Below are 18379 nucleotides of genomic sequence, written 5' to 3' on the forward strand. Positions count from 1 at the left end.
CGTAGCTCGAGCGGTCAACGACTGGATTGCCGGCGGAGACGGGCGCGGCGCGGGTCGCAGAGTCAAGGACAACTAGAACCCTGCGTGCCGGTGAACCATCCCCATACGGAACGGATGCAGCGCCCGTTCCTTGGTCCGTGTCACGCCGGCGGTGCACCGCGCTTCGCGCGCGTGGTTACGGGATGAACTCTTGGGACCAGTAATCGGCCCGCACCTTCAGGAGAGGTCCCTCGATGGCGGAACTGACCGTGATGGTGCGCGGGTCCCAAAGCGTTCCTGCGATGCGCGCTTGCGGCGTCGTTCCGAGCTCGCTCGACAGCTGCTCGGGAGTCATCGCGTCGGGCGGGCGCACCGAGAACAGCCGCCAGCATCCACCGGAGGCGCACTCGACGGTCTCGCTGACGAGCTCGCTTCCGGCCGGAAAGTCGATGGCCGAGGCCGCCGGCACGTCCCCCTCGGTCCGGAAGACGGCCAGACCGGCGTAGTACACGAAAGCGCAGAGGACGGCTGCAGCCGCGATCGTCGCTCCCGCGACGACGAGCGGGTGTCCGCGCTTTCGGGGCTCATCCATAAGTCCGGACCCTAGCAAGGCGCTGTAGCCCCTAGCTGGCCTCAGCGGAGGGAACCGCGACCACTCCATCCAGTCGCCCCAACCGCACGACCAAGGGAAGAGCGAGGACGTCGCTTACCCTGAGCCAGTGGGGACATTCTCGAAGGCGCGAAAAACGGTCGCGATCGCAGCATGCCTGATCGTCGTCACGGGATGCACGCCACAGCCTGAACCGCCGGCTCCGCCTCCGGTGTCCACAGACAGCAGCTCCGACGCCGCACTGACCGGTGACCTTGGCGTGGCAACGTTCACGGGGAGCGATGGGACGGCCGGCAGCATCCGTTTGAGTGCGGCTGATGGCCGGCTGGCTCTGGCATCAGACGAGCTCGACATTCCCGCCGCGACCGCATCTTCCTCAGGTTCCGTTGCGGTCATGGCAGCGCTGGACCCGATCGATGAGGGCGCCACCTGTTTCGACATTGCTTTCCCAATGGGTCTCGCGGATGCGGAGCCAGGGAAGCCCTACAAGGCCTGGCGGAACCTCGCAGAGTTCCACGGCGACCCGACAGCGATCGATCAGCTCGTCATCACCACCAAGCCCCAGAACGACCCCGACTGCTCGATGAGGATCATTGCTGTCGCTGACGTCCAATGGAGCGTGAAGCCTCAACGCAGTGATCTCGTCGCCCAGGACGCCGGGCCGCGTGCAGCAGCGCGTGGCGAAACGACATCGACGGACGGAATGCCGACGTCGTACACGGTCGCTCGCAACGACCTCGCAGAGGACGTCGCGGCACGATTCGACATGACGGCCGATGACCTGTTCTACCTCAACCCGTTCCGCTTCCCTTCCGACGAAATTCTGCGCGTCGGCGAAGAATTGAACCTCACCGTCGCGGCGCGATGACCTCCACGCGGGCCACTCGATACCGGGCCTGACGTTCCGGCTCTTGATCAATCTGGTGGAGCGCGGTGCATGATGTCCCGATGAACGTTGGAGAGCCCCCGCGACCGAGTGCAGCGACGCCCATCGTTCTCGCCTTGGTTTTCGGTGGGCTTGCAGCCGCCGTGGGAGCCGTAGCCTCCATTTACATGTGGGACCCGAGCGAGACGTGCAGGACCCGCGGCGGAGGCAGCCTGACGGGAGAGGGGTTCCTCTGGAACCCGCTGTGCTCGGATGGGTCAACCGTTCAGCCGATATGGATGACGTTGACGACTGCTGCGGCGTTGATCGTGGCTGTGACATGCGTCGTCATCGCGGCCACCCGCCAAGCTGAACGTGACGGACGCGAAACTGCGTCGCCCGACGTTCTGCACGACTACTCGCGCCAGACCCTGCCGGAAGACAACGGTCTCCGCAAGCTGGGCGACGAATGGTGACAGACGGTGACTCTCAGGGGTTCTATCGTCTCGCCGTAGCAATGCGGCGTGCATCGGTCTACTGATCGGCGTTCGGGTGACCGCTCAACGATCCCCATACGGAACGCTCCATCGACTCTCCCGTGGGTGCGAGACTCGGAAGAAGTCCCATCGTTACAGTGCCAGCGCTCCTCTCCTTCGCAGCGCGGTACGTTGTGCTGACGAGGCACAGGGGGATGCGGTGGAATCGACAACGCGCCTGAGGTGGGTGACCGGAGCCGCAGTGATGGCGCTCACGACGACGCTCATGGCCGGGTGTTCCGGCCCCGACACCGAGGCCTACTCCGATTTCAAGCGGGCACAAGACGAGCGAGACGCTCTTCCCGACGTCGGCACTGTAGGAGACGGCTACGACCCCGCCTCGATCCGTTACGTCGGCTCAGCCGACGGATTGGACGTCTGGATCGGGTCGCAGATCACGACCGGAGGCCGGTGCGTGATCGTGGACGGAGAAGGCGACAACGAAGACGGAAGCGGCTGCGGGGATGAGTTGTCGCTGAACGGAGCATGGGTCGTTCAGATACACACCGATGGCGCCGGTCCGGACGACGCTGATGGCCTCGACTGGACGAGCCTCGGTGAGAACGTCTCTATCCGCCGGTACTAACCACCCCGTTCCTCACGTCGACCGCGCGGACGAGCATGTGAGAACGACCCCTACCGGCCGTCCGGTCGACCATCCCTTAACGGGACGCTGATCAGTCAACCTTTCAACGATCTGATGACGTTCGCGGTTGTCAGTTCTCGAGGTCCTCTGCACAGATCTTCAAGGTCGTCTGCACAACTACCGGAGCCGTCTTTCGGAGCGTACGCCGACGTCGGCCAGCTGCGTCTAGGTGGTCTTCCGCCCGAGGACGCGGAGGCCGTCTGGTCGCACCTCACCCGTGGGCGAGACGTGGCGGTAGAACGTCTGGCGGGAGATGCCGAGTTCTGTGCAGAGAGCGCCGATGTTCGTTTCCGGCTTGCCCATCGACGCCATTGCGAGTCGCACCTTGGCGGGCGTCATGGTGAACGGGCGCCCGCCGACCCGACCCCGTGCTCGAGCGGACGCGAGGCCCGCGATGGTTCGTTCGGAGATGAGCTCGCGCTCGAACTCGGCGAGGGCCGCGAAGATCCCGAAGATCCCGAAGACCAGCTTGCCGGCCGCGGTGGTCGTGTCGATCGCCGCCCCCTGACCCGTGAGCACTTTCAGCCCGATGCCGCGGGCGGTGAGGTCATGGACCGTGTTCACGAGGTGGTGCAGGTCGCGTCCGAGCCGGTCGAGCTTCCACACCACGAGCGTGTCGCCCTCGCGCAGTGCTTTCAGGCACGACAGCAGGCCCGGGCGATCATCCTTCCGGCCGGATGCGAGGTCGGAGTACAGCTGAGCATCCTCGACGCCGGCCGCGAGCAGCGCGTCGCGCTGCGGATCGGTGGTCTGCGTCCCGTCGGTCTTCGAGACGCGCATGTACCCGACGAGCACCGCTGGCTCCTGTCACTTATACGGCCGAATACGTGACAAGCCAGCGTCAACGCGGTGTGGTGTTGATCGCTTTGTGGCGGCAGTCTTTGATCGCTCCTTGACGTCGCGCTACGCGTGCGTCGGATCACCGAGGATTTCAGCGAGTCAGGAATTTTGCGAGAAACGTGCAGTAAATCACTGTGAGCTGGTGCAGATCGCTTACCACGACGTGTTCATCGATCTGATGGATTGTGCTGCTGATGAGGCCGAATTCGGCGACCTCGCCATAGTGGGCGATGAATCGCGCATCGGAAGTTCCTCCGCCGGTATCCAACGAGGGAGTTCGCCCGGTCACGGATGTTACCGCCTCGGATAACAGCGCGACGTGGCTCGATCCAGCAGTGATGAAGGGGTCGCCACTTACCTCGACTAAGAGGGTGAAGTCGGTTGCGAACTCTTCTGCCGCCCGGCGGATCAAGCCCTCGAGGCTCTCGGCTGAATGAAGGTCGTTAAAGCGAATGTTCAGATGCGCGGTTGCTTCGGCGGGCACCATGTTGTTCGCCGCATTGCCGACGTCGATCGTGGTGATCTGGAGACTCGACGGCTCGAAGCACTCGGACCCCTCGTCGAGTGGTGTTGTGGCGAGTCGGTTGAGAACGCGGATGAGGCGGTGCACCGGGTTGTCGACGAGGTGGGGGTAGGCAACGTGCCCCTGGAACCCGCGCACCGTCAGGTTGGCGTTAAGGCTTCCGCGCCGTCCGATCTTGATCACGTCGCCGATCCGCTCCGGGTTCGTCGCTTCGCCGACAAGGGTGAAGTCCGGCATGTCGCCGCGATCGGCGAGCCACTCGAGCACACGCACGGTGCCACCCGTGGCCGGCCCCTCTTCGTCTCCGGTGATCAGGAGGCTGACCGACCCAAGGTCGAGCACTTCGGGCTGCGTCTGCGAGACCGCTGCGAGGAAAGCGGCGATGGCGCCCTTCATATCGCTGGCACCTCGACCGATGATCGTCCCGTCGCGGAGTGTCGCATCGAAGGGGTCGGAGCTCCACTCGTTAGAGCCTGGGGGAACGACATCGGTGTGACCGGCGAAGCACAGGTGCGGTCCGTCGATTCCTCGGCGGGCGTAGAGATTCGGGGTGCCATCGAAGTCCAGCCGATGAACGATGAAGCCAAGGCTCTCAAGTACGCCTGCCACGACATCGAGGGCTCCGTCGTCGCTCGGAGTGACCGAAGCACATCGGATCAAAGACTGCGTGAGCGCGACGGGGTCCACGGGAGCGAAACTATTCGGCACGGAGACACCGTACCTGCAACATCAACTGCATCTCGGAAAACAACAGCTTTCTGAGACGCCCGGTCGGCATCGCTGTCGCGGTGTCGGGTCCGCGCGATTCCGAGGTCGCAGATGTCTCGAAAATGCGTCTCAACAGAAACCGTCTCAGGGTCATGATTGCGAGGAGTTTGTGAGTCACACTGGTCGAGTGAGACTTCTTGGATACACCCGCGTGAGCACATCGAGTCAGGATGCGCAGTTGCAGCTCGACGCGCTGGTGGCTGTCGGCGTTCAAAAGCGCGACGTGTTCGCTGATGTCACCTCCGGGAGCAAGACCGCGATCGAGCGCCGAGGGATGAAGAAGCTCCTCGAGCATGCAGAGTCCGGTGACACCGTGGTCGTGTGGCGAGTTGATCGGCTTGGCCGCTCCTTGATGGACGTCCTGAACACGGTGAACCTGCTGCGTGACCGCGGCATCCACGTCCGGTCTATCTCTGATGGCATCGATCCGGCGACGTCGACGGGCCGGCTGATGCTCAACATGCTGGCCACCCTCGCCGAGTACGAGCGCGAACTGATCGTCGAGCGGGTGAATGCGGGGATCGCAGCGGCGCGGCAGAACGGCACACGCTTCGGCCGCCCACTGTCCGATCCTGCAGTAATCGCCGACAAGCTCGCCATCGCCTCCGATGCTCGAGCGAAGGGCCGCACCGCCGAAGACGCAGCACGACTCGTTGGCTGGAGTCGCGCCACCCTCTACCGTCACCAGCAAGCCCTCGCCGGCCGCGAGAGCACCGCCATGTAGCAAATGCCATGGACGGTGACGAGCGGTGGCGAATTCTCCGACTTCACGTCGAAGATCAGATACCCCTCGCCGCCCTCGCACGAGACATCGGCATCGGCCTCCGCACACTACAGCGCTGGCATCAGCTCTACCGAGAAAGCGGCGTCACTGCTCTCGATCCGCACCAGCGATCGGACGCTGGTGTACGTCGAACGCCGCCTGAGCTCGTGGCGTTCATCGAACGACTGGCTTTGAGCAGGCCGCGACCAGCGCTGACCACGCTGCACCGCCTAGCAAGCGCTGAAGCAGATCATCATGGCCTGTCGGCGCCGAGCTACGCCACCGTCAGGGAAATCGTGCAAGCTCTAGACCCGGCGCTCGTAACACTCGCGTTGGAAAGACCGGCCGCCTATCGAGACAAGCACGAGCTGGTGTTTCGCCGACGCGCCGAACGTCCCAACCACATGTGGCAGGCGGATCACACCGAACTCGACATCCTCATCATGGGCACCGGGGGCGCGCGATCGGCCGTGGCTGACGATCGTGATGGACGACTATTCGCGCGCGATCTGCGGCTACATCGTCTTCGCCGGGGCACCGTCCGCGATGAACACAGCACTTGCTCTCCGTCAGGCGATCTGGAGAAAGCCCGACCCGACGTGGGCTATGTGCGGGATACCTGACGTTCTCCACGTCGACCACGGCTCCGACTTCACCAGCCACCACCTCGAGCGCACCGCCATCGAGCTGCGCATCCGCATCATCCATTCCATCGTCGGCAGACCCCAGGGCCGCGGCAAGATCGAACGCTTCTTCCGCACCATCAACACCGAACTCCTCGCTACCCTCCCGGGGCACCTCGGGCCCGGCAGCAGAAGCCCCCACCCAGTACTTGATCTGGCGGCCCTCGACCAGGCGATCGGCGCCTTCGTCAGGACCTACAACGAGCGCCCGCATCGCGAGCTCGAAGCCTCTCCGCGAGACGCATGGGTTCCTGACGGCTGGCTCCCGCGTATGCCTGACGGCCTCGAACAGCTCGATGGGCTTCTTCTCACTGTTCCGAAGAATCGCGTCGTGCAGCGCGATGGCGTTCACTTCCAGGGCCAGCGCTACCTCGCCCCGACGCTCGCACCCTTCGTCGGGCACACCGTCACGATTCGATATGACCCACGTGACGTCTCAGAGATCCGGATCTACGACCGCGACACCTTCGTCTGTGTTGCCGTCGACGAAGCTCACCCCAACCTCCGACTCAGCCTCCGCGACATCGAAGCCGCCCGCCGCGCCCGCCGACGACAACTCCGGCACGTCATCAACGACCGCATTCCCACCGCCACCGTCCGGGAGGAGCCGCACAGCGTCGCGCCCGTTCCCCATCGGCGTCGGCTACGCACCTATGAAGAGGACGAGTGATGAACCAGGCCTTCATCGTGACCAAAGAGCACCGACGCTTCACCGAGTTCGCCAACGCCGTCCGCAAGGAACGAACCATCGGCATCTGTCACGGTGATGCTGGTGTCGGCAAGACCAACTCCGCCCGCCGCTGTGCGAACTGGGACGCTCTCGAGCCCTACATCAACGAATGGGGCCCGCGAGGAGATCACGACGCCAAGCACTACGCCCTCGCCAACCGATCCCGCACCGTGTTCTACACACCCGAAGTACTCTGCCGACCCAAAGACCTCATGCACGACATCGACCATTGGCAAATCAAAGTCGGCCTCTGCGCCGACGAACATCTGCGCTCCCTCGAACCTGACCCGCCTTTCAAAGCACGACCAGTGGCTCACCTCGTCGAGCTACTCATCATCGACGAAGCCGAACGACTCACACCCACCGCACTCGAGCTGCTCCGCGACCGACACGACCGCGAACACCTCTCCATAATTCTGATCGGCATGCCCGGCATCGACCAACGCTTCCGCCACTACCCGCAGCTCTACAGCCGCCTCGGCTTCTCCCACCATTACCGCGCCCTCGGTCGCGACGAACTCCTCTTCGTCCTCGACCGCCACTGGAAGCGCCTCGGCCGCACCCTCGACCCCGACGACTTCACCGACGCCCAAGCCATCGCCTCCATCGAACGCATCACCCGCGGCAACTTCCGCCTACTCGAACGACTCTTTCCGCAGATAGCCCGCGTGCTCAAGATCAACGACCTCGAAACCATTACCGACGACGTCATCGAAGCCGCTGCCAGCATCCTCGTCATCGGCAACTAGCGCCACGCAACGATCAAGAGACGCCGCCACTTAGCGATCAACTCCACAAACGCGGCGCGCCGAGCAGTGTTGTCCTATAACTTGTCACTCATTCTACGACTCGTGAAAGGGTCGGGTTCGGGGTTCTGTGACGACCGATGCTAGGCGAGGGACGATGATCTCCGTGACTTCGCTGGTGCCATTACCGGGTTTTGATTCCCAGGCCCACGTCTCCTTCATTCGAAGCAGCCCAGTTGGGTCGAGAACAATCTCGGAGACGCAGGATCCCGTCGAGGTCTCGCCGTCCTCGTTGAGCTGGCAGTAGCGGAACGCCACCGTGTCACCGGTTCGAGTGCCGACAAGGAATCCCCGCCGGACTGCGCCGCCGGCGTAGGTGGCCCACACCTCGCCGTCCGCTTCGTGGTAGTCGAAGACAGTCTCAGGTCCTACTTCGCCGCCGACTGTGTCGCGGACAGCCGCGAAGCGGTAACCGTCAAGAGAGGGCAATGAGCTCGATGCGTTCATAGGAAAAGACTAGGGACGAAGTGACGGCAACTCCGGGGCAGGGGATCTACCGCGTCCAGTGCAACATCTCCGGCGAGGAAGATCATGCGCGAGCCGGCGGGAACTGTCGCGGCGTACGCATACTGCGCTGCGCCGGAGAGGCTGTTGGAGCGGATGAGGCTCACTACTGAAGTCACTGGCGTCACGCTCCGCTGTCGTCGGCCCAACGAGTCTTCCACGGCCGGGCACCAGATCGGCCCGGTGAACCATCCCGATACGGGACGGTGCCGGCCCCGCCTGCCGGTTGCAAGTAGACAAAGGCGCGGTCTTGAGTACGGTGGCGCCGTGAAACGAACAGGCGAGGGAATGGCGGGACGGCATTGCGCCGCTACGGCGCTCATTGCTGCTGGCGCACTGATGCTCGCCGCGTGCTCAGGTTCACCAGCTCCGGAGGGTGATCCGATCCGGGCAGCTCGCGCGTTGCGCGACGCGCCGCTGATCGTGCAGGAAGGCAACGCTGCCGGCACCTGCGGAGAGTTCGTGCTTGATCAAACCGAGCTCGTGCCCATCAACGCGGTCGCATGCCTCGACACGGCAGCAGCAGCGGGCGAGGAGGCGGAGCTCGCCTGGAGTTCTCTCACGGATGAAGGGGATCCCGTCGTCTCTTTCGCCTACACGGCACCCTGGAACGCAGGGATCGTCTTCTCTCTGACAAACGAATACAACTCCTACGCGGATGATCACGGTTGGACCACCGGCCTCTGCCCGGACGCAACCACCGCAACCTCCGATTTCAGCCCCGAGACGTGCCCCGGTCCTGTGGAGGGATGAGTCCACGCGGACGACGAAGATGGCCCGCTCAACCATCCCCTTACGGAACACATGATCGTGGAGTGCTGAACGTTCTGATTCATGGCGTGTTCACCGACGTGCCGGACCATGATGCTCATGGATGCACGAGAACTGGCATGGGGCATTCTGGCGTGGCCTGCCGTTGCGGTCCTTGCGCTGCTGCGAACTGTGGGCAGCTGGGATGTATCTGGCGGGTCCGCAGCAGGGCTCATCGCGGGCACGGCAGCTGCGTTCACTGTCGCGGGCGCACTCCTATGGCTTCCCTCGAGTCTCTGGCTCGACCGGCGGACACGCCGCACCCCGCGCGTCGGGCGGGCGGCCGCGTTCCTGGGTCTGGGACTCGTGATCGGCGCCGCCGCCTCCACCGCACTGGTACTCGCGTCGGGAAACGCGACCTGGCCCTCCTCCGCGGGCCTCATCACGGAATACGCAGTCACGGCAGGAATCGCTTCCCTCCTCGGCTGGCTCCTCGCCGCCACCCTTCGTGCGAAGAAGCTGCCGATCGTTCAGACGGCCGTGAATCGCGTGAACCGCTGAATGATCCGGGTCGTCGATCGATCAGCGTGCCAGCAGCAGTCCGGCCAAGCCGATGACGACCGGCACCACGGCAAAGGCCAGGAAGAGGTAGGAGAGCACGAGTCCCACCGTCGACTCCCAGCGAGGACCGACGTGTCGTCGCGCCTGATGACCGACGAGGACGCCGGCCAGCGGGAGAAGGTACTGCAGCGTGGTCGCGACTCCGATGACCAGGGGATCGCCCACCCACAGGTGGGCCACCGCCAGGTATCCGACGGCGTAGGACACGACGGCGAGAACGCCCAGCACGAACGCAGCCCGCGTCCACCCTCGTCCGCTCCGCCGCGCGGTACCCGTCTCCTTCATCACACTCATACCTCCACTGTACGAATCGCTCCTCGCGCACGCCCGCCCCTCGGAGCATGTGCCGGTCCTTCGCCCGACGTCTCGTTCGGTGACACGACCACGCCTCGGCGAGCTGCTGTCCAGCGTCAGCCGGCGAGCCGGCGTCCACAACGAGGACGCGACTCGGATTCGGAACATGTCCGATGGCTGCCTCGATAGCCTCAGCGCATGAAGATCCGAGCCGGTTCGCCTGACGATCGCGGGCCCTGCATCGACCTCTGGCTGGAGGCACTCAGAGCACGAGACGGATGCAGTCAGGACGACGCGGTCGCCGAGAGGGCTCGAGCGAAGTTCCACCGGCCTCTCGTTCGGTTCGCCGTCATCGGCTCGGATCCCCTCGGGTTCGCTCTCACCGTCGACACGGGCGATGGTCCGGGCCGACACAGTGCGCTGCTCGAACTGCTCGCCGTCGCACCGAGCGAGACAGGGCGCGGGCTCGGCCGGACACTGCTCGACGACGCGGTCCAGTCCGCCTCTCAGCTCGGCTACCTCGTCCTGAAGCTGCACGTCCGCGCCGGAAACGATCGGGCGGAAGGGTTTTACAAGGCGTCCGGCTTCGAGCCTCACGGGGATCCCGCGCCGCATCCGCTCGGTGGTCATCCGATGATCGAGTACGCGCGGACTCTGACTCACGTCAGCAACTGAGGACCTCCGGCCACCGATCCCCGTACGGGCCACCTCGCGCGACCGGATCACATGCGCACTCAACGCTGGTCGAGCGGTCGGGTCATGGCAACCTCATCCCATGAGCGTGAGCGACGGACAGGCCTGTGCCCCACGGGACCTCGACGTGCTCACCGACCGGCTCCGACTGTGCCGGCCCGCCGAGACCGACCTGGACGAGCTGTTCCGCCTCTACACCGATCCGCGGATCGCGGAAGAGGATCCGCTCCTCCTCCATCTCTCCGCCGATCAGACCCGGGCCGTGATCGCGTATCGAAGGACCCAGTGGACACGGGACGGACTCAGCAGCTGGGTGATCCGCCGGCGCGACTCCCCCATCGACAGCCGTGATCTGATCGGAATGGGTGGATGCACTCTGCTCTCCGATGCAGCCTGGAATGTGGCGTTCACCCTCCACCCCGACCACTGGAGCAAGGGCTACGCGCAGGAGGTCGCCCTCGCCGGCATCGAACTCGCCCACCGCCTCCGACCGGAGCTGCCCGTCACCGCGGTCGTCGCAGAACGCAACGCACGCTCCCGCCGCACCATCGAGCGACTCGGCCTCGCGCTCAGATGGGAGGGTCCGGACGCGCACAGCCCAGACCCGACCGCACGAGTCGTGCTCTTCGCCGACCGCCAGCTCTCCGCTGAACAGGTCCGCCGGCTCACCGGCTGAACCCGATCGCCGATCGGCTCATCCGCCAGCTCAGCGAGAGCTCCCCTCACGGGCAGCGAGTCGGCACCGCCGGTGAGCATGGCGATCCTCCGCTGCGGGAACTGCAAGCGAAGCCGACCTGTCGGTCCACCAGCCGGCGCCTCCCCCTCCCCGCTCCTCGATCCCCGACCGCAGGGCAACGAGACACGACGACGCTGCGCTCGGGAGTCCACCGGCAACTCCTTGAAGGGGCACGGCCGTCCGTCGCCGGAGGATTCACGTCCACCTCTTGTTCATTCCGGCTTCGTTGTCCAGCGCCGTCGGCTGCCCTAGCGTTCGGCAGGTGGACACCCGGAGATCGACCTCGACCGGCTCTAGCTCCGTTGTGTCCTGGGTCGCTCTCGCGTCAACCGGCGTCGCCGCCGCGACACTCTGGATCGCGGACGCCGTCTGGTACGGGATCCCCGAGTCGGGTGGCCCGGGAGTCAGTCTGCTCTTCATCGGCGGATGGGGTCTTCTCACGTGCGCCGCCCTGCTCACGGTCGGCGTGCTCATCCATCTGGCGCCCTCCGCGCTGAGCCGCCACGGAAAACGCCCCGTCGAGTTCGTGCTGCCGAGCGCCGCACTCGTCCTCATCGCGGGGATCCTGCTCGCGCATCCGCTGGCGGGCAGCGCTTTCGCCTGACCCTCACCGGCATCGACCCTCGAAAATGTCTCGGCGCCTCCGGGCCCTCTCGTCAACGGGCTCTGGTGGCTTCACAATTACAGCGAGGGGTGCAACCGTTCGGGTCGGTGCACCCCTCGCTGCCGGTTGGCCGAACGCGCGACAACCTCGAACGACCAGCAGCCAGGGATCGCCGATCGAGCGGTCACAGCCTAGATTTTCTAGACGGTCTAACTAAGTCCCCTTTCCGGGTGAGGTGGATCGTGCAGGCGATGCTGGTGCTTCGGCTGACCGCGGGCGCCGAGTTGGGAGCGGCCGGCGTGTTCGAAGTACTCGCCGGCGACCGCTACACCGCCACCACCGCCGGGCTGTCCCCCGCAGACACAGTGAACCCCGCGATTGCCGCGACCGTCGCGGAGCTCGGTCTCGACATCAGCGACCGCACCCCCCGCGCCGTCACAGTGGAGGACCTCGAGAACGCGGACATCGTCGTCGCCATGAAGCCCGGCCTCGCGATCCCCGCGACGACCCGACCGACTGGAGCGCCGAGAACGTCCGCCCCGCCGCGAGGCCGTCGCCGCCCGGAGGCAGGTCGCTTCGGCCGGTACGGTGACCGCATGGACGACGACAGCGAACGTCAGAATCTCGTGATGAGTACCGAGATCATCAACGCCTGCATCAGAGCCATCGAGAACCCCGAGAAGCTGTTCCGGGTGTGCGCGAGCGTCTCGGGAGGTCGCGACGACGAGAGGGCGGCCGTTGCCGCAGCATTCGGGACCAGCGACGTCGTGGCCGATGCGATCCTCGACATGCAGGTGAGGCGTTTCACGCCGAGGTCGATCGAGCAGATGCGTGCCGAACTGGCCCGCTATGACCGTCGACTAGCTGAACTCGGCCGGCCGTAGGACGATTTCCGTACTGGACAGCAGAGCCGAGACGCGCTTGAGGACGACACCGGCCGAGCGCGTCGAGAAGTCCCGCCGATGTCAGGAGGGATCCCGGTCTCCGCGCACTGTGAGGACCCAGACGGTGTCGTTGTCCGCGTCCGATGGGGTGGCGTCGACACTCGAAATCGGCTTCTCACCGAGCGACGCGGGATCGATCTCGTGTGGGCCGTCGGCGCAGTCGATAGCGTCGAGGGTGGTCGTCGTTCTCGTCGTCGGTCCCCCAGCCGTGGAAAGCGATCCGATTTCGAGGTCGATCACTCCTGGTACGGGTCGAAGCGGTGGGCGGGGCGGGGTGCGGTGGTCGTGGTGGTCATGGTCAGGCCTTCCTGTGCAGCAGTGGGAGAAGAGGAGGGGCGGGGACCGGTGCGAGCCGGACTCCGCGACCGCAAGGCCCTTTTTCACCGCGTCGGTCTTGGTGCCGGTGCGCTTGGCGATCGCTGCGGCGGACACGCCCTCGAACGCGAGCTGCGCCCACGCGGCGGTGCGGTCCGCGACGCTCAGCTCGGCGCGCTGGTCGTTCTCGATGATCTGCTGAACGATCCGGTACTTCCGAGCCGCCAGCAATCAGTCAGGTGGACGAGCCGGTCGTCGGCCCGGCCCCCTACGCGCACCAGTCGCGCGAGCGCCCGTTGACGCTGCGCGCGGTGTCGCCGGTGCCGAGGTCGACGAGCACGGTCGAGGTCGCGCTGAAGCCCGGCTCGCCCGGGTAGTCGTCCGGCCGGCCCTCCACCGAGACGGTCTCGACGGCGAGGTACTGCCCGTTCGGCGAGAGGCAGACGCCGCGGATGCGCCCCGTCGGCGAGGTGCGGAACACCTCCGCGGTGCCGGACGCGTCGACGCGGACGACGGAGTACTGGGTCGCCCCCGTCTCCGGCGCGTACTCGGCCTCGAGCTCGACGTAGCTCCCGGAGTCGAGGAGCAGGATCTGCACGGGCGTCGCGGTCGCGCTCACGTCGGCCGGCGGGAGGGCGAGCGTTTCGACCGAGCCGTCGGCCAGGTCGATCAGCGAGCCCGACTCCGGATCGGCGACCACGAGCCGGTTCGCGCCGGGCACGAATCCGCGCAGCTCCGCGTGCTGCCCGAGCGGGCTGATCGACCCGGGCGTCAGCAGGTCGAGCAGGAGCACAGTGTCGTCGAGCGAGTGGGTGACGACCGAGGTGGTGCCGGGCACGAACATCCAGTCGCGCGCCCGCAGCGGCCCGCCGTCGATCCCGAGCACGGGGACCGCCTCGGCCTTCTGGTCGGTGAGGTCGTAGGAGTAGAGGGCGCGGTCGAGCGGGCCCGACGGCGCCTGCCCGGTGAAGGTCCAGCCGAGCACGCCCTTCTCGGGCGAGGAGTGCAGCTCGCGCACGGTCCCGGGGCCGGGGAGCGGGATCACGCCCTCGGAGCCGGTGTCGAGCGTGACCGTGCGGAGGAGGTTCGTGTCGTCCGGCTCGATGGTCACGACGACCAGCACCGGGCCGACGACGGCGTAGTCCTGGATCCGGTCGGCCGTGACGAGGACCCGGGCGTCGCCTCCGGAGAGCGGGCGGACGCGGACGGCGTCGGGCTGCGAGGGGTCGTCGGCGGTGCGATCGAGGGTGAAGAGGTCGGGGTCCTTCGTGGTGAAGGAGGCGGAGACGTCGGCGGCCGAGCCTGTCGCGGCGCTGCGGGCGTCGTCGATCCCGATCTCGTAGCGGGTGGCGTAGCGGAGGGTGTCGGTGAAGGTGACGGTGAGCACGCCGCCGTCGAGCTCGGTGGTGTGCGGGGCGTCCGGAGCGACGCGGACACGGTCGAGCGCGTCGGGCTCGAGCGCCTGGTCGAGGTGCAGGCGGGCTCGGGAGCCGTCGCGCTCGACCACGCCGTCGGTGCTGACCTCGAGGGAGGCGACCCGGGGCCCCTTCGCGACGGTGGCGGCGGTCAGGCCTCCGACCGCGAGGACGAGCACCGCGACGACCGCCCAGAACAGGCGGGGGAAGCGGGAGGCGCCTGCGGAGTCGAGGCCGGGAGCCCGCCGCGCGCCGCCATCGGACCGTCGCCCGCTCTGCGCCGACGTGCCGCCGCCGGGAGACGCGCCGGGCTCGAGAGACGCGCCGTCCTCCGGAGACGCGCCGCGCTCAGGATTCGCGTCGCGCTCAGTAGACATACGGCATCGCCGGCTCGTCGATCGGAGTGAGCGCCTCCGGCTCCAGCACGACCGCCTCGGCGCTGGTGACGCTCGGGTTCGCGCCGAAGCCGCCGCTCGCCTCCAGCCACTGCCCCTCCGACCAGGTGTCGGCCCAGCCGGCCTGGTAGACCGGCACTCCCACCGGCTGCGCGTCCACCGCGCAGCAGGTGACGACGAAGCGGGCGATGTAGAAGACGTTCTCGGGGTCGGAGGCGTCGGGGGTCACGAATCCGCTCACCGTCGCCGTGCGGCCGGCGAGGAACTGCTCGCTCGCGCCCTGACGCAGCAGGGTCGCCCAGTCGCGCACGCTGAAGGAGGCCGTGTCGCCGGTGGGCGCAGCGGCGGTCACGGAGGCGTCGACGGCGCTGGTGTTGACCTCGCGCTGCGTCGCGGTCGAGGCGGTGAGGGCGGCCGGCGGGAGCACGAGCAGGGCGACGGCGGCGGAGGCGATCACCGCGACTCCGGCCGCGACCGCGACCACCCGGCGCCAGGGCCGGGCGGGTGCGGGGGCGTGAGGGTGCTCGACGTCGTCCTCGTGCGCGTGGGCGTCCTCCTCCGCTCCCGGCACCACCGCGAACGCCGCGATGAGCAGCACTCCGGCGATCACGGCGAGCACCACCGAGAACTCGAAGTAGCGGGGGTGGATGTAGAGGCCGAGCCGGCCGGTCGCCGCGAGCCACAGGGTCGAGACGACGCCGATCAGGCTGAGGACGACGCCCTTCCAGCGGGCGAGGAGGCGCTCAGAGCGCATAGTTCACCGCCAGTCCCAGCACGGCGGCGGCGAGGGCGACCAGCACGGTGACGCGCACCAGCGTCGCGGCCGAGAACGTGGTGCGCAGCAGCGCGAGCATCTTGACGTCGATCATCGGGCCGAAGACGAGGAACGCGATGATGCCTCCCGGCAGGAACGTGGAGCCGAACGAGAGCACGAAGAACGCGTCGACGTTCGAGCAGATCGAGATGACGAACGCGAGGACCATCAGCGCCAGCACCGACCAGAGCGGGTCGCCGCCGAGCGTGGTCAGCACGTCGCGCGAGACGCCGACCTGGATCAACCCCGCGATGGCGGCGCCGACGAACAGCGCCGGCATCATCGCCCCGGTCTCCTCGGCGAACAGGAGCACGCTGCGCCGGGAGCGGTCGCGGAGGGAGCGGGAGGGCCGCTCGCCCGCCTCGCAGGTCGCGCGGAAGCGGTCGGTGAGCAGGCTCATCGGCTCGGAGTGGCGGCTGAAGATCCAGCCGACGAGGTTCGCGATCGCGAAGCCGCCGACGATGCGCCAGACGAGGATCCCGTCGGCCCAGCCGAAGGCCTGGTAGGTCGTGACGATGGTGATCGGATTCACGATCGGCGCGGCGAGGAGGAACGTCATCGACTCCGATACCGAGAGGCCCTTGACGATCAGCCCGCGCGCGAGCGGCACGTTGCCGCACTCGCAGACCGGGAGGAGCACGCCGAGCAGCGAGATCACGAGCCGCCGCGGGAGCGCCCGCTTCGGCAGGACCCTCAGCAGCACGGCCTCGGGCACCCACAGCTGCACCGCGATCGAGAGGACGATGCCGAGGAACACGAACGGCAGCGATTCGATGACGACGCTGATCGAGAGGGTGAGGAAGTCGCGCACCGCGTCCGAGAGGGCGTCGCCCGCCGCGTCCGGGGCGAGCAGGCGCGTCGCCACGAGGACGGCGACCAGGGCGAGCCCGAGGAGCGGCCCGCGCCGCGACCGCCGGGCGCCCGGGGACGCGCGGGTCGGGGCGGCGAGCGCGGATTCGGGGGACATCCCGACCCATCGTAGGCGGGGGTCCTGCGCGGGCCGGCGCGGGGCGCGGGCGCGGGGCCGCCGGGTGTCGCCCGGGGCGCACGAGAACCCAGAAGTGGCCGTACGGGAGCGCGAGTACCGCGACTCCTGCCTGCTCGCGGTGTCGACTGCGCCCGACCTGGCGAGGTCCGGCCGTCCGCGAGTGTCCGATCGTCGTCGCACTCGCGCTCGAGTGCGACGACTTCTGGACGCTCGATGCGAGGGCGCGCGCCGAGGGTCGCGGGAGGCGGGCGCGGCACTCGCGCAGAAGCCCTCCGGGTGCAGGATGAGCGCATGCCCGCCTCCCCCGCGCACCCCCTCCGCGTGCGGATGCAGCCGCGCGCGATCGACGAAGCGCACCGCGTCTCGAGTCCGCTCGAGCTGCTCGTCGACCTGACCTTCGTCGTCGCGATCGCGCAGATCGCCCAGCAGCTCGCCCACGCCACCGAGGAGGGGCACCTCGCCGAGGGGCTCCTCCCCTTCGGCATGGTGTTCTTCGCGATCTGGTGGGCGTGGATGAACTTCACCTGGTTCGCGTCCGGGTACGACACCGACGATGTGCCGTACCGACTGCTGACCCTCGCCCAGATGGCCGGCGTCCTGGTGCTCGCGGCGGGAGTGCCGGCCGGCTTCGAGGAGGGCGACTACCGGGCGATCACCATCGGCTACGCGATCATGCGGTTCGCGCTGGTGAGCCAGTGGATCCGCGTCGCCGTGTCCACTCCGGAGCACCGCACCTCCGCCGTGCGCAACGCCGTCGGCTTCTCGATCGTGCAGGTCGGCTGGCTGCTGCGGCTGCTCCTGCCCGAGGAGGTCGGGGTGGTGAGCTTCCTGCTCCTGGTCGCCTGCGAGCTGGCGGTGCCCCTCTGGGCGCAGCGGGCGGGCGACGCGAACTGGCATCCGCACCACGTCGCCGAGCGGTACGGGCTGTTCACGATCATCCTGCTCGGCGAGGGCGTCCTCGCGGCGGTGATGGGCGTGCAGCGGGCGGTGACGGAGGCGGGCGTCAGCACCTCGCTCGTGCTGGTCGCGGCCTGCGGGCTGGTGATCGTGTTCGCGCTGTGGTGGCTGTCGTTCTCGCATCCCTCCGGCGAGCTGCTGGAGCGGCGGCGCGGCCTCTCCTACCGCTGGGGCTACGCGCACTTCGCGGCGTTCGCGGCCCTCGCGGCGCTGGGATCCGGGCTGGAGGCGGCCGTCGCCGCGACCGCGGGCCACCTCGAGGCGTCCGACACGGTGATCGGCGCGGCCGTCGCGGTGCCGGTCGCGGTCTTCGTCCTGACCCTGTGGGCGGTGCACGCGCCGCTCGGCGAGCACCAGCCGATGCCCGCGCGCCTGGCGCTCCCCGGTGTCGCGCTGGCGCTCGCGACTCCGCTCGTGGCGGAGGCGCTCGGCGTGGGCGGGGTGCTGGTCGCGCTGGCCGCGGTCTCGGCGGGGCTGGTCGCCGCGGTGGTCGGGCGCGGGCGCACCGCGGAGTGACGGGGTCGGCGGGCGAGGCGCGTCGCCGTCGCGAGGGGCGCGTCCTGGGGGCGGAGGAGCGGACCGCACCTCGAGACACCGCCC

Annotated in this window: 21 protein-coding genes and 1 pseudogene; 13 read left to right on the forward strand and 9 right to left on the reverse strand. The window is 67.5% G+C overall.

From position 1 onward, the window contains the following. Positions 1-175: 175 nt before the first annotated feature. Positions 176-490, reverse strand: coding sequence for a hypothetical protein (locus C5C33_RS07175; protein ID WP_181136209.1), 315 nt, complete (start codon positions 488-490; stop codon positions 176-178). Between the two features lie 208 nt (positions 491-698). Here C5C33_RS07175 and C5C33_RS07180 point away from each other — a divergent pair, with 208 nt between their 5' ends. From C5C33_RS07180 to C5C33_RS07190, 3 genes are all read left to right on the forward strand, one after another. Next, the gene (locus C5C33_RS07180) at positions 699-1457 is read left to right on the forward strand and encodes a LysM domain-containing protein (RefSeq protein ID WP_146076640.1); all 759 of its coding nucleotides are present in this window, start codon (positions 699-701) and stop codon (positions 1455-1457) included. A gap of 296 nt (positions 1458-1753) precedes the next feature. Continuing rightward, on the forward strand, positions 1754-1930 hold the full coding sequence (locus C5C33_RS18445) for a hypothetical protein (RefSeq protein ID WP_181127903.1): 177 nt from the start codon (positions 1754-1756) through the stop codon (positions 1928-1930). A 220-nt stretch (positions 1931-2150) separates the two neighbouring features. Next, a complete protein-coding gene (locus C5C33_RS07190; protein ID WP_146076643.1) occupies positions 2151-2576 on the forward strand; it encodes a hypothetical protein in 426 nt (141 codons plus the stop codon). A gap of 225 nt (positions 2577-2801) precedes the next feature. Here the strand turns inward: C5C33_RS07190 and C5C33_RS07195 are convergent, their stop codons facing one another. Beyond that, positions 2802-3431 (reverse strand): recombinase family protein, encoded by a 630-nt coding sequence (locus C5C33_RS07195; RefSeq protein ID WP_104260798.1) that lies wholly within the window; start codon positions 3429-3431, stop codon positions 2802-2804. Positions 3432-3567: 136 nt separating this feature from the next. Beyond that, positions 3568-4686: a succinyl-diaminopimelate desuccinylase gene (dapE, locus tag C5C33_RS07200; RefSeq protein WP_219814942.1), complete on the reverse strand. Its 1119-nt coding sequence runs from the start codon at positions 4684-4686 to the stop codon at positions 3568-3570. A gap of 208 nt (positions 4687-4894) precedes the next feature. Here dapE and C5C33_RS07205 point away from each other — a divergent pair, with 208 nt between their 5' ends. The 3 genes and pseudogenes from C5C33_RS07205 to C5C33_RS07215 all read left to right on the forward strand — a co-directional run bounded on the left by C5C33_RS07205 (position 4895) and on the right by C5C33_RS07215 (position 7692). Then, positions 4895-5491, forward strand: coding sequence for a recombinase family protein (locus C5C33_RS07205; protein ID WP_104223370.1), 597 nt, complete (start codon positions 4895-4897; stop codon positions 5489-5491). Between the two features lie 8 nt (positions 5492-5499). Further along, positions 5500-6883, forward strand: a pseudogene (locus tag C5C33_RS19220) (Mu transposase C-terminal domain-containing protein). Further along, a complete protein-coding gene (locus tag C5C33_RS07215; protein WP_104260800.1) occupies positions 6883-7692 on the forward strand; it encodes an AAA family ATPase in 810 nt (269 codons plus the stop codon). Before C5C33_RS19220 ends, C5C33_RS07215 begins: the two are co-directional and overlap by 1 nt. A 93-nt stretch (positions 7693-7785) precedes the next feature. Here the strand turns inward: C5C33_RS07215 and C5C33_RS07220 are convergent, their stop codons facing one another. Then, a complete protein-coding gene (locus C5C33_RS07220) occupies positions 7786-8196 on the reverse strand; it encodes a hypothetical protein (protein ID WP_104223373.1) in 411 nt (136 codons plus the stop codon). 324 nt (positions 8197-8520) lie between these two features. On the opposite strand from C5C33_RS07220, the gene C5C33_RS18215 reads away from it, so the two are divergent. After that, a complete protein-coding gene (locus C5C33_RS18215; RefSeq protein WP_146085761.1) occupies positions 8521-9006 on the forward strand; it encodes a hypothetical protein in 486 nt (161 codons plus the stop codon). A gap of 117 nt (positions 9007-9123) precedes the next feature. After that, a complete protein-coding gene (locus C5C33_RS18220) occupies positions 9124-9564 on the forward strand; it encodes a hypothetical protein (protein ID WP_146085762.1) in 441 nt (146 codons plus the stop codon). A 21-nt stretch (positions 9565-9585) separates the two neighbouring features. On the opposite strand, the gene C5C33_RS07235 is transcribed toward C5C33_RS18220, so the two are convergent. Beyond that, entirely contained in the window at positions 9586-9918 is a 333-nt protein-coding gene (locus C5C33_RS07235; protein WP_104226378.1) for a hypothetical protein, read from the reverse strand. A 198-nt stretch (positions 9919-10116) separates the two neighbouring features. On the opposite strand from C5C33_RS07235, the gene C5C33_RS07240 reads away from it, so the two are divergent. The 4 genes from C5C33_RS07240 (at position 10117) to C5C33_RS07255 (ending at position 12835) form a co-directional block, all read left to right on the forward strand. Beyond that, positions 10117-10593, forward strand: a complete 477-nt coding sequence (locus C5C33_RS07240) for a GNAT family N-acetyltransferase (RefSeq protein ID WP_104260802.1) — start codon at positions 10117-10119, stop codon at positions 10591-10593. Positions 10594-10693: 100 nt separating this feature from the next. Then, on the forward strand, positions 10694-11287 hold the full coding sequence (locus C5C33_RS07245) for a GNAT family N-acetyltransferase (protein WP_104234066.1): 594 nt from the start codon (positions 10694-10696) through the stop codon (positions 11285-11287). A gap of 364 nt (positions 11288-11651) precedes the next feature. Continuing rightward, on the forward strand, positions 11652-11951 hold the full coding sequence (locus C5C33_RS07250; protein ID WP_104223378.1) for a hypothetical protein: 300 nt from the start codon (positions 11652-11654) through the stop codon (positions 11949-11951). A 230-nt stretch (positions 11952-12181) separates the two neighbouring features. Then, positions 12182-12835 (forward strand): low molecular weight phosphatase family protein, encoded by a 654-nt coding sequence (locus C5C33_RS07255; RefSeq protein ID WP_258060023.1) that lies wholly within the window; start codon positions 12182-12184, stop codon positions 12833-12835. 81 nt (positions 12836-12916) lie between these two features. Here the strand turns inward: C5C33_RS07255 and C5C33_RS19120 are convergent, their stop codons facing one another. The 4 genes from C5C33_RS19120 to C5C33_RS07275 are packed head-to-tail and all read right to left on the reverse strand — an operon-like array spanning position 12917 to position 16801. Continuing rightward, positions 12917-13441, reverse strand: a complete 525-nt coding sequence (locus C5C33_RS19120; RefSeq protein WP_104260804.1) for a hypothetical protein — start codon at positions 13439-13441, stop codon at positions 12917-12919. Between the two features lie 37 nt (positions 13442-13478). Then, a complete protein-coding gene (locus C5C33_RS07265; RefSeq protein ID WP_104260805.1) occupies positions 13479-15002 on the reverse strand; it encodes a hypothetical protein in 1524 nt (507 codons plus the stop codon). Next, positions 14992-15774, reverse strand: coding sequence for a TIGR03943 family putative permease subunit (locus tag C5C33_RS07270; RefSeq protein WP_104260806.1), 783 nt, complete (start codon positions 15772-15774; stop codon positions 14992-14994). The genes C5C33_RS07265 and C5C33_RS07270 overlap by 11 nt, the downstream gene beginning before the upstream one ends. Continuing rightward, positions 15764-16801 (reverse strand): permease, encoded by a 1038-nt coding sequence (locus tag C5C33_RS07275; RefSeq protein WP_104260807.1) that lies wholly within the window; start codon positions 16799-16801, stop codon positions 15764-15766. Before C5C33_RS07275 ends, C5C33_RS07270 begins: the two co-directional genes overlap by 11 nt. 312 nt (positions 16802-17113) lie before the next feature. On the opposite strand from C5C33_RS07275, the gene C5C33_RS07280 reads away from it, so the two are divergent. Further along, complete coding sequence (locus C5C33_RS07280; protein WP_219814943.1) at positions 17114-18295, forward strand: low temperature requirement protein A; 1182 nt, start codon at positions 17114-17116, stop codon at positions 18293-18295. The last annotated feature ends 84 nt before the right edge of the window (positions 18296-18379 follow it).

It is taken from the genome of Rathayibacter sp. AY1H3 (assembly GCF_002932015.1).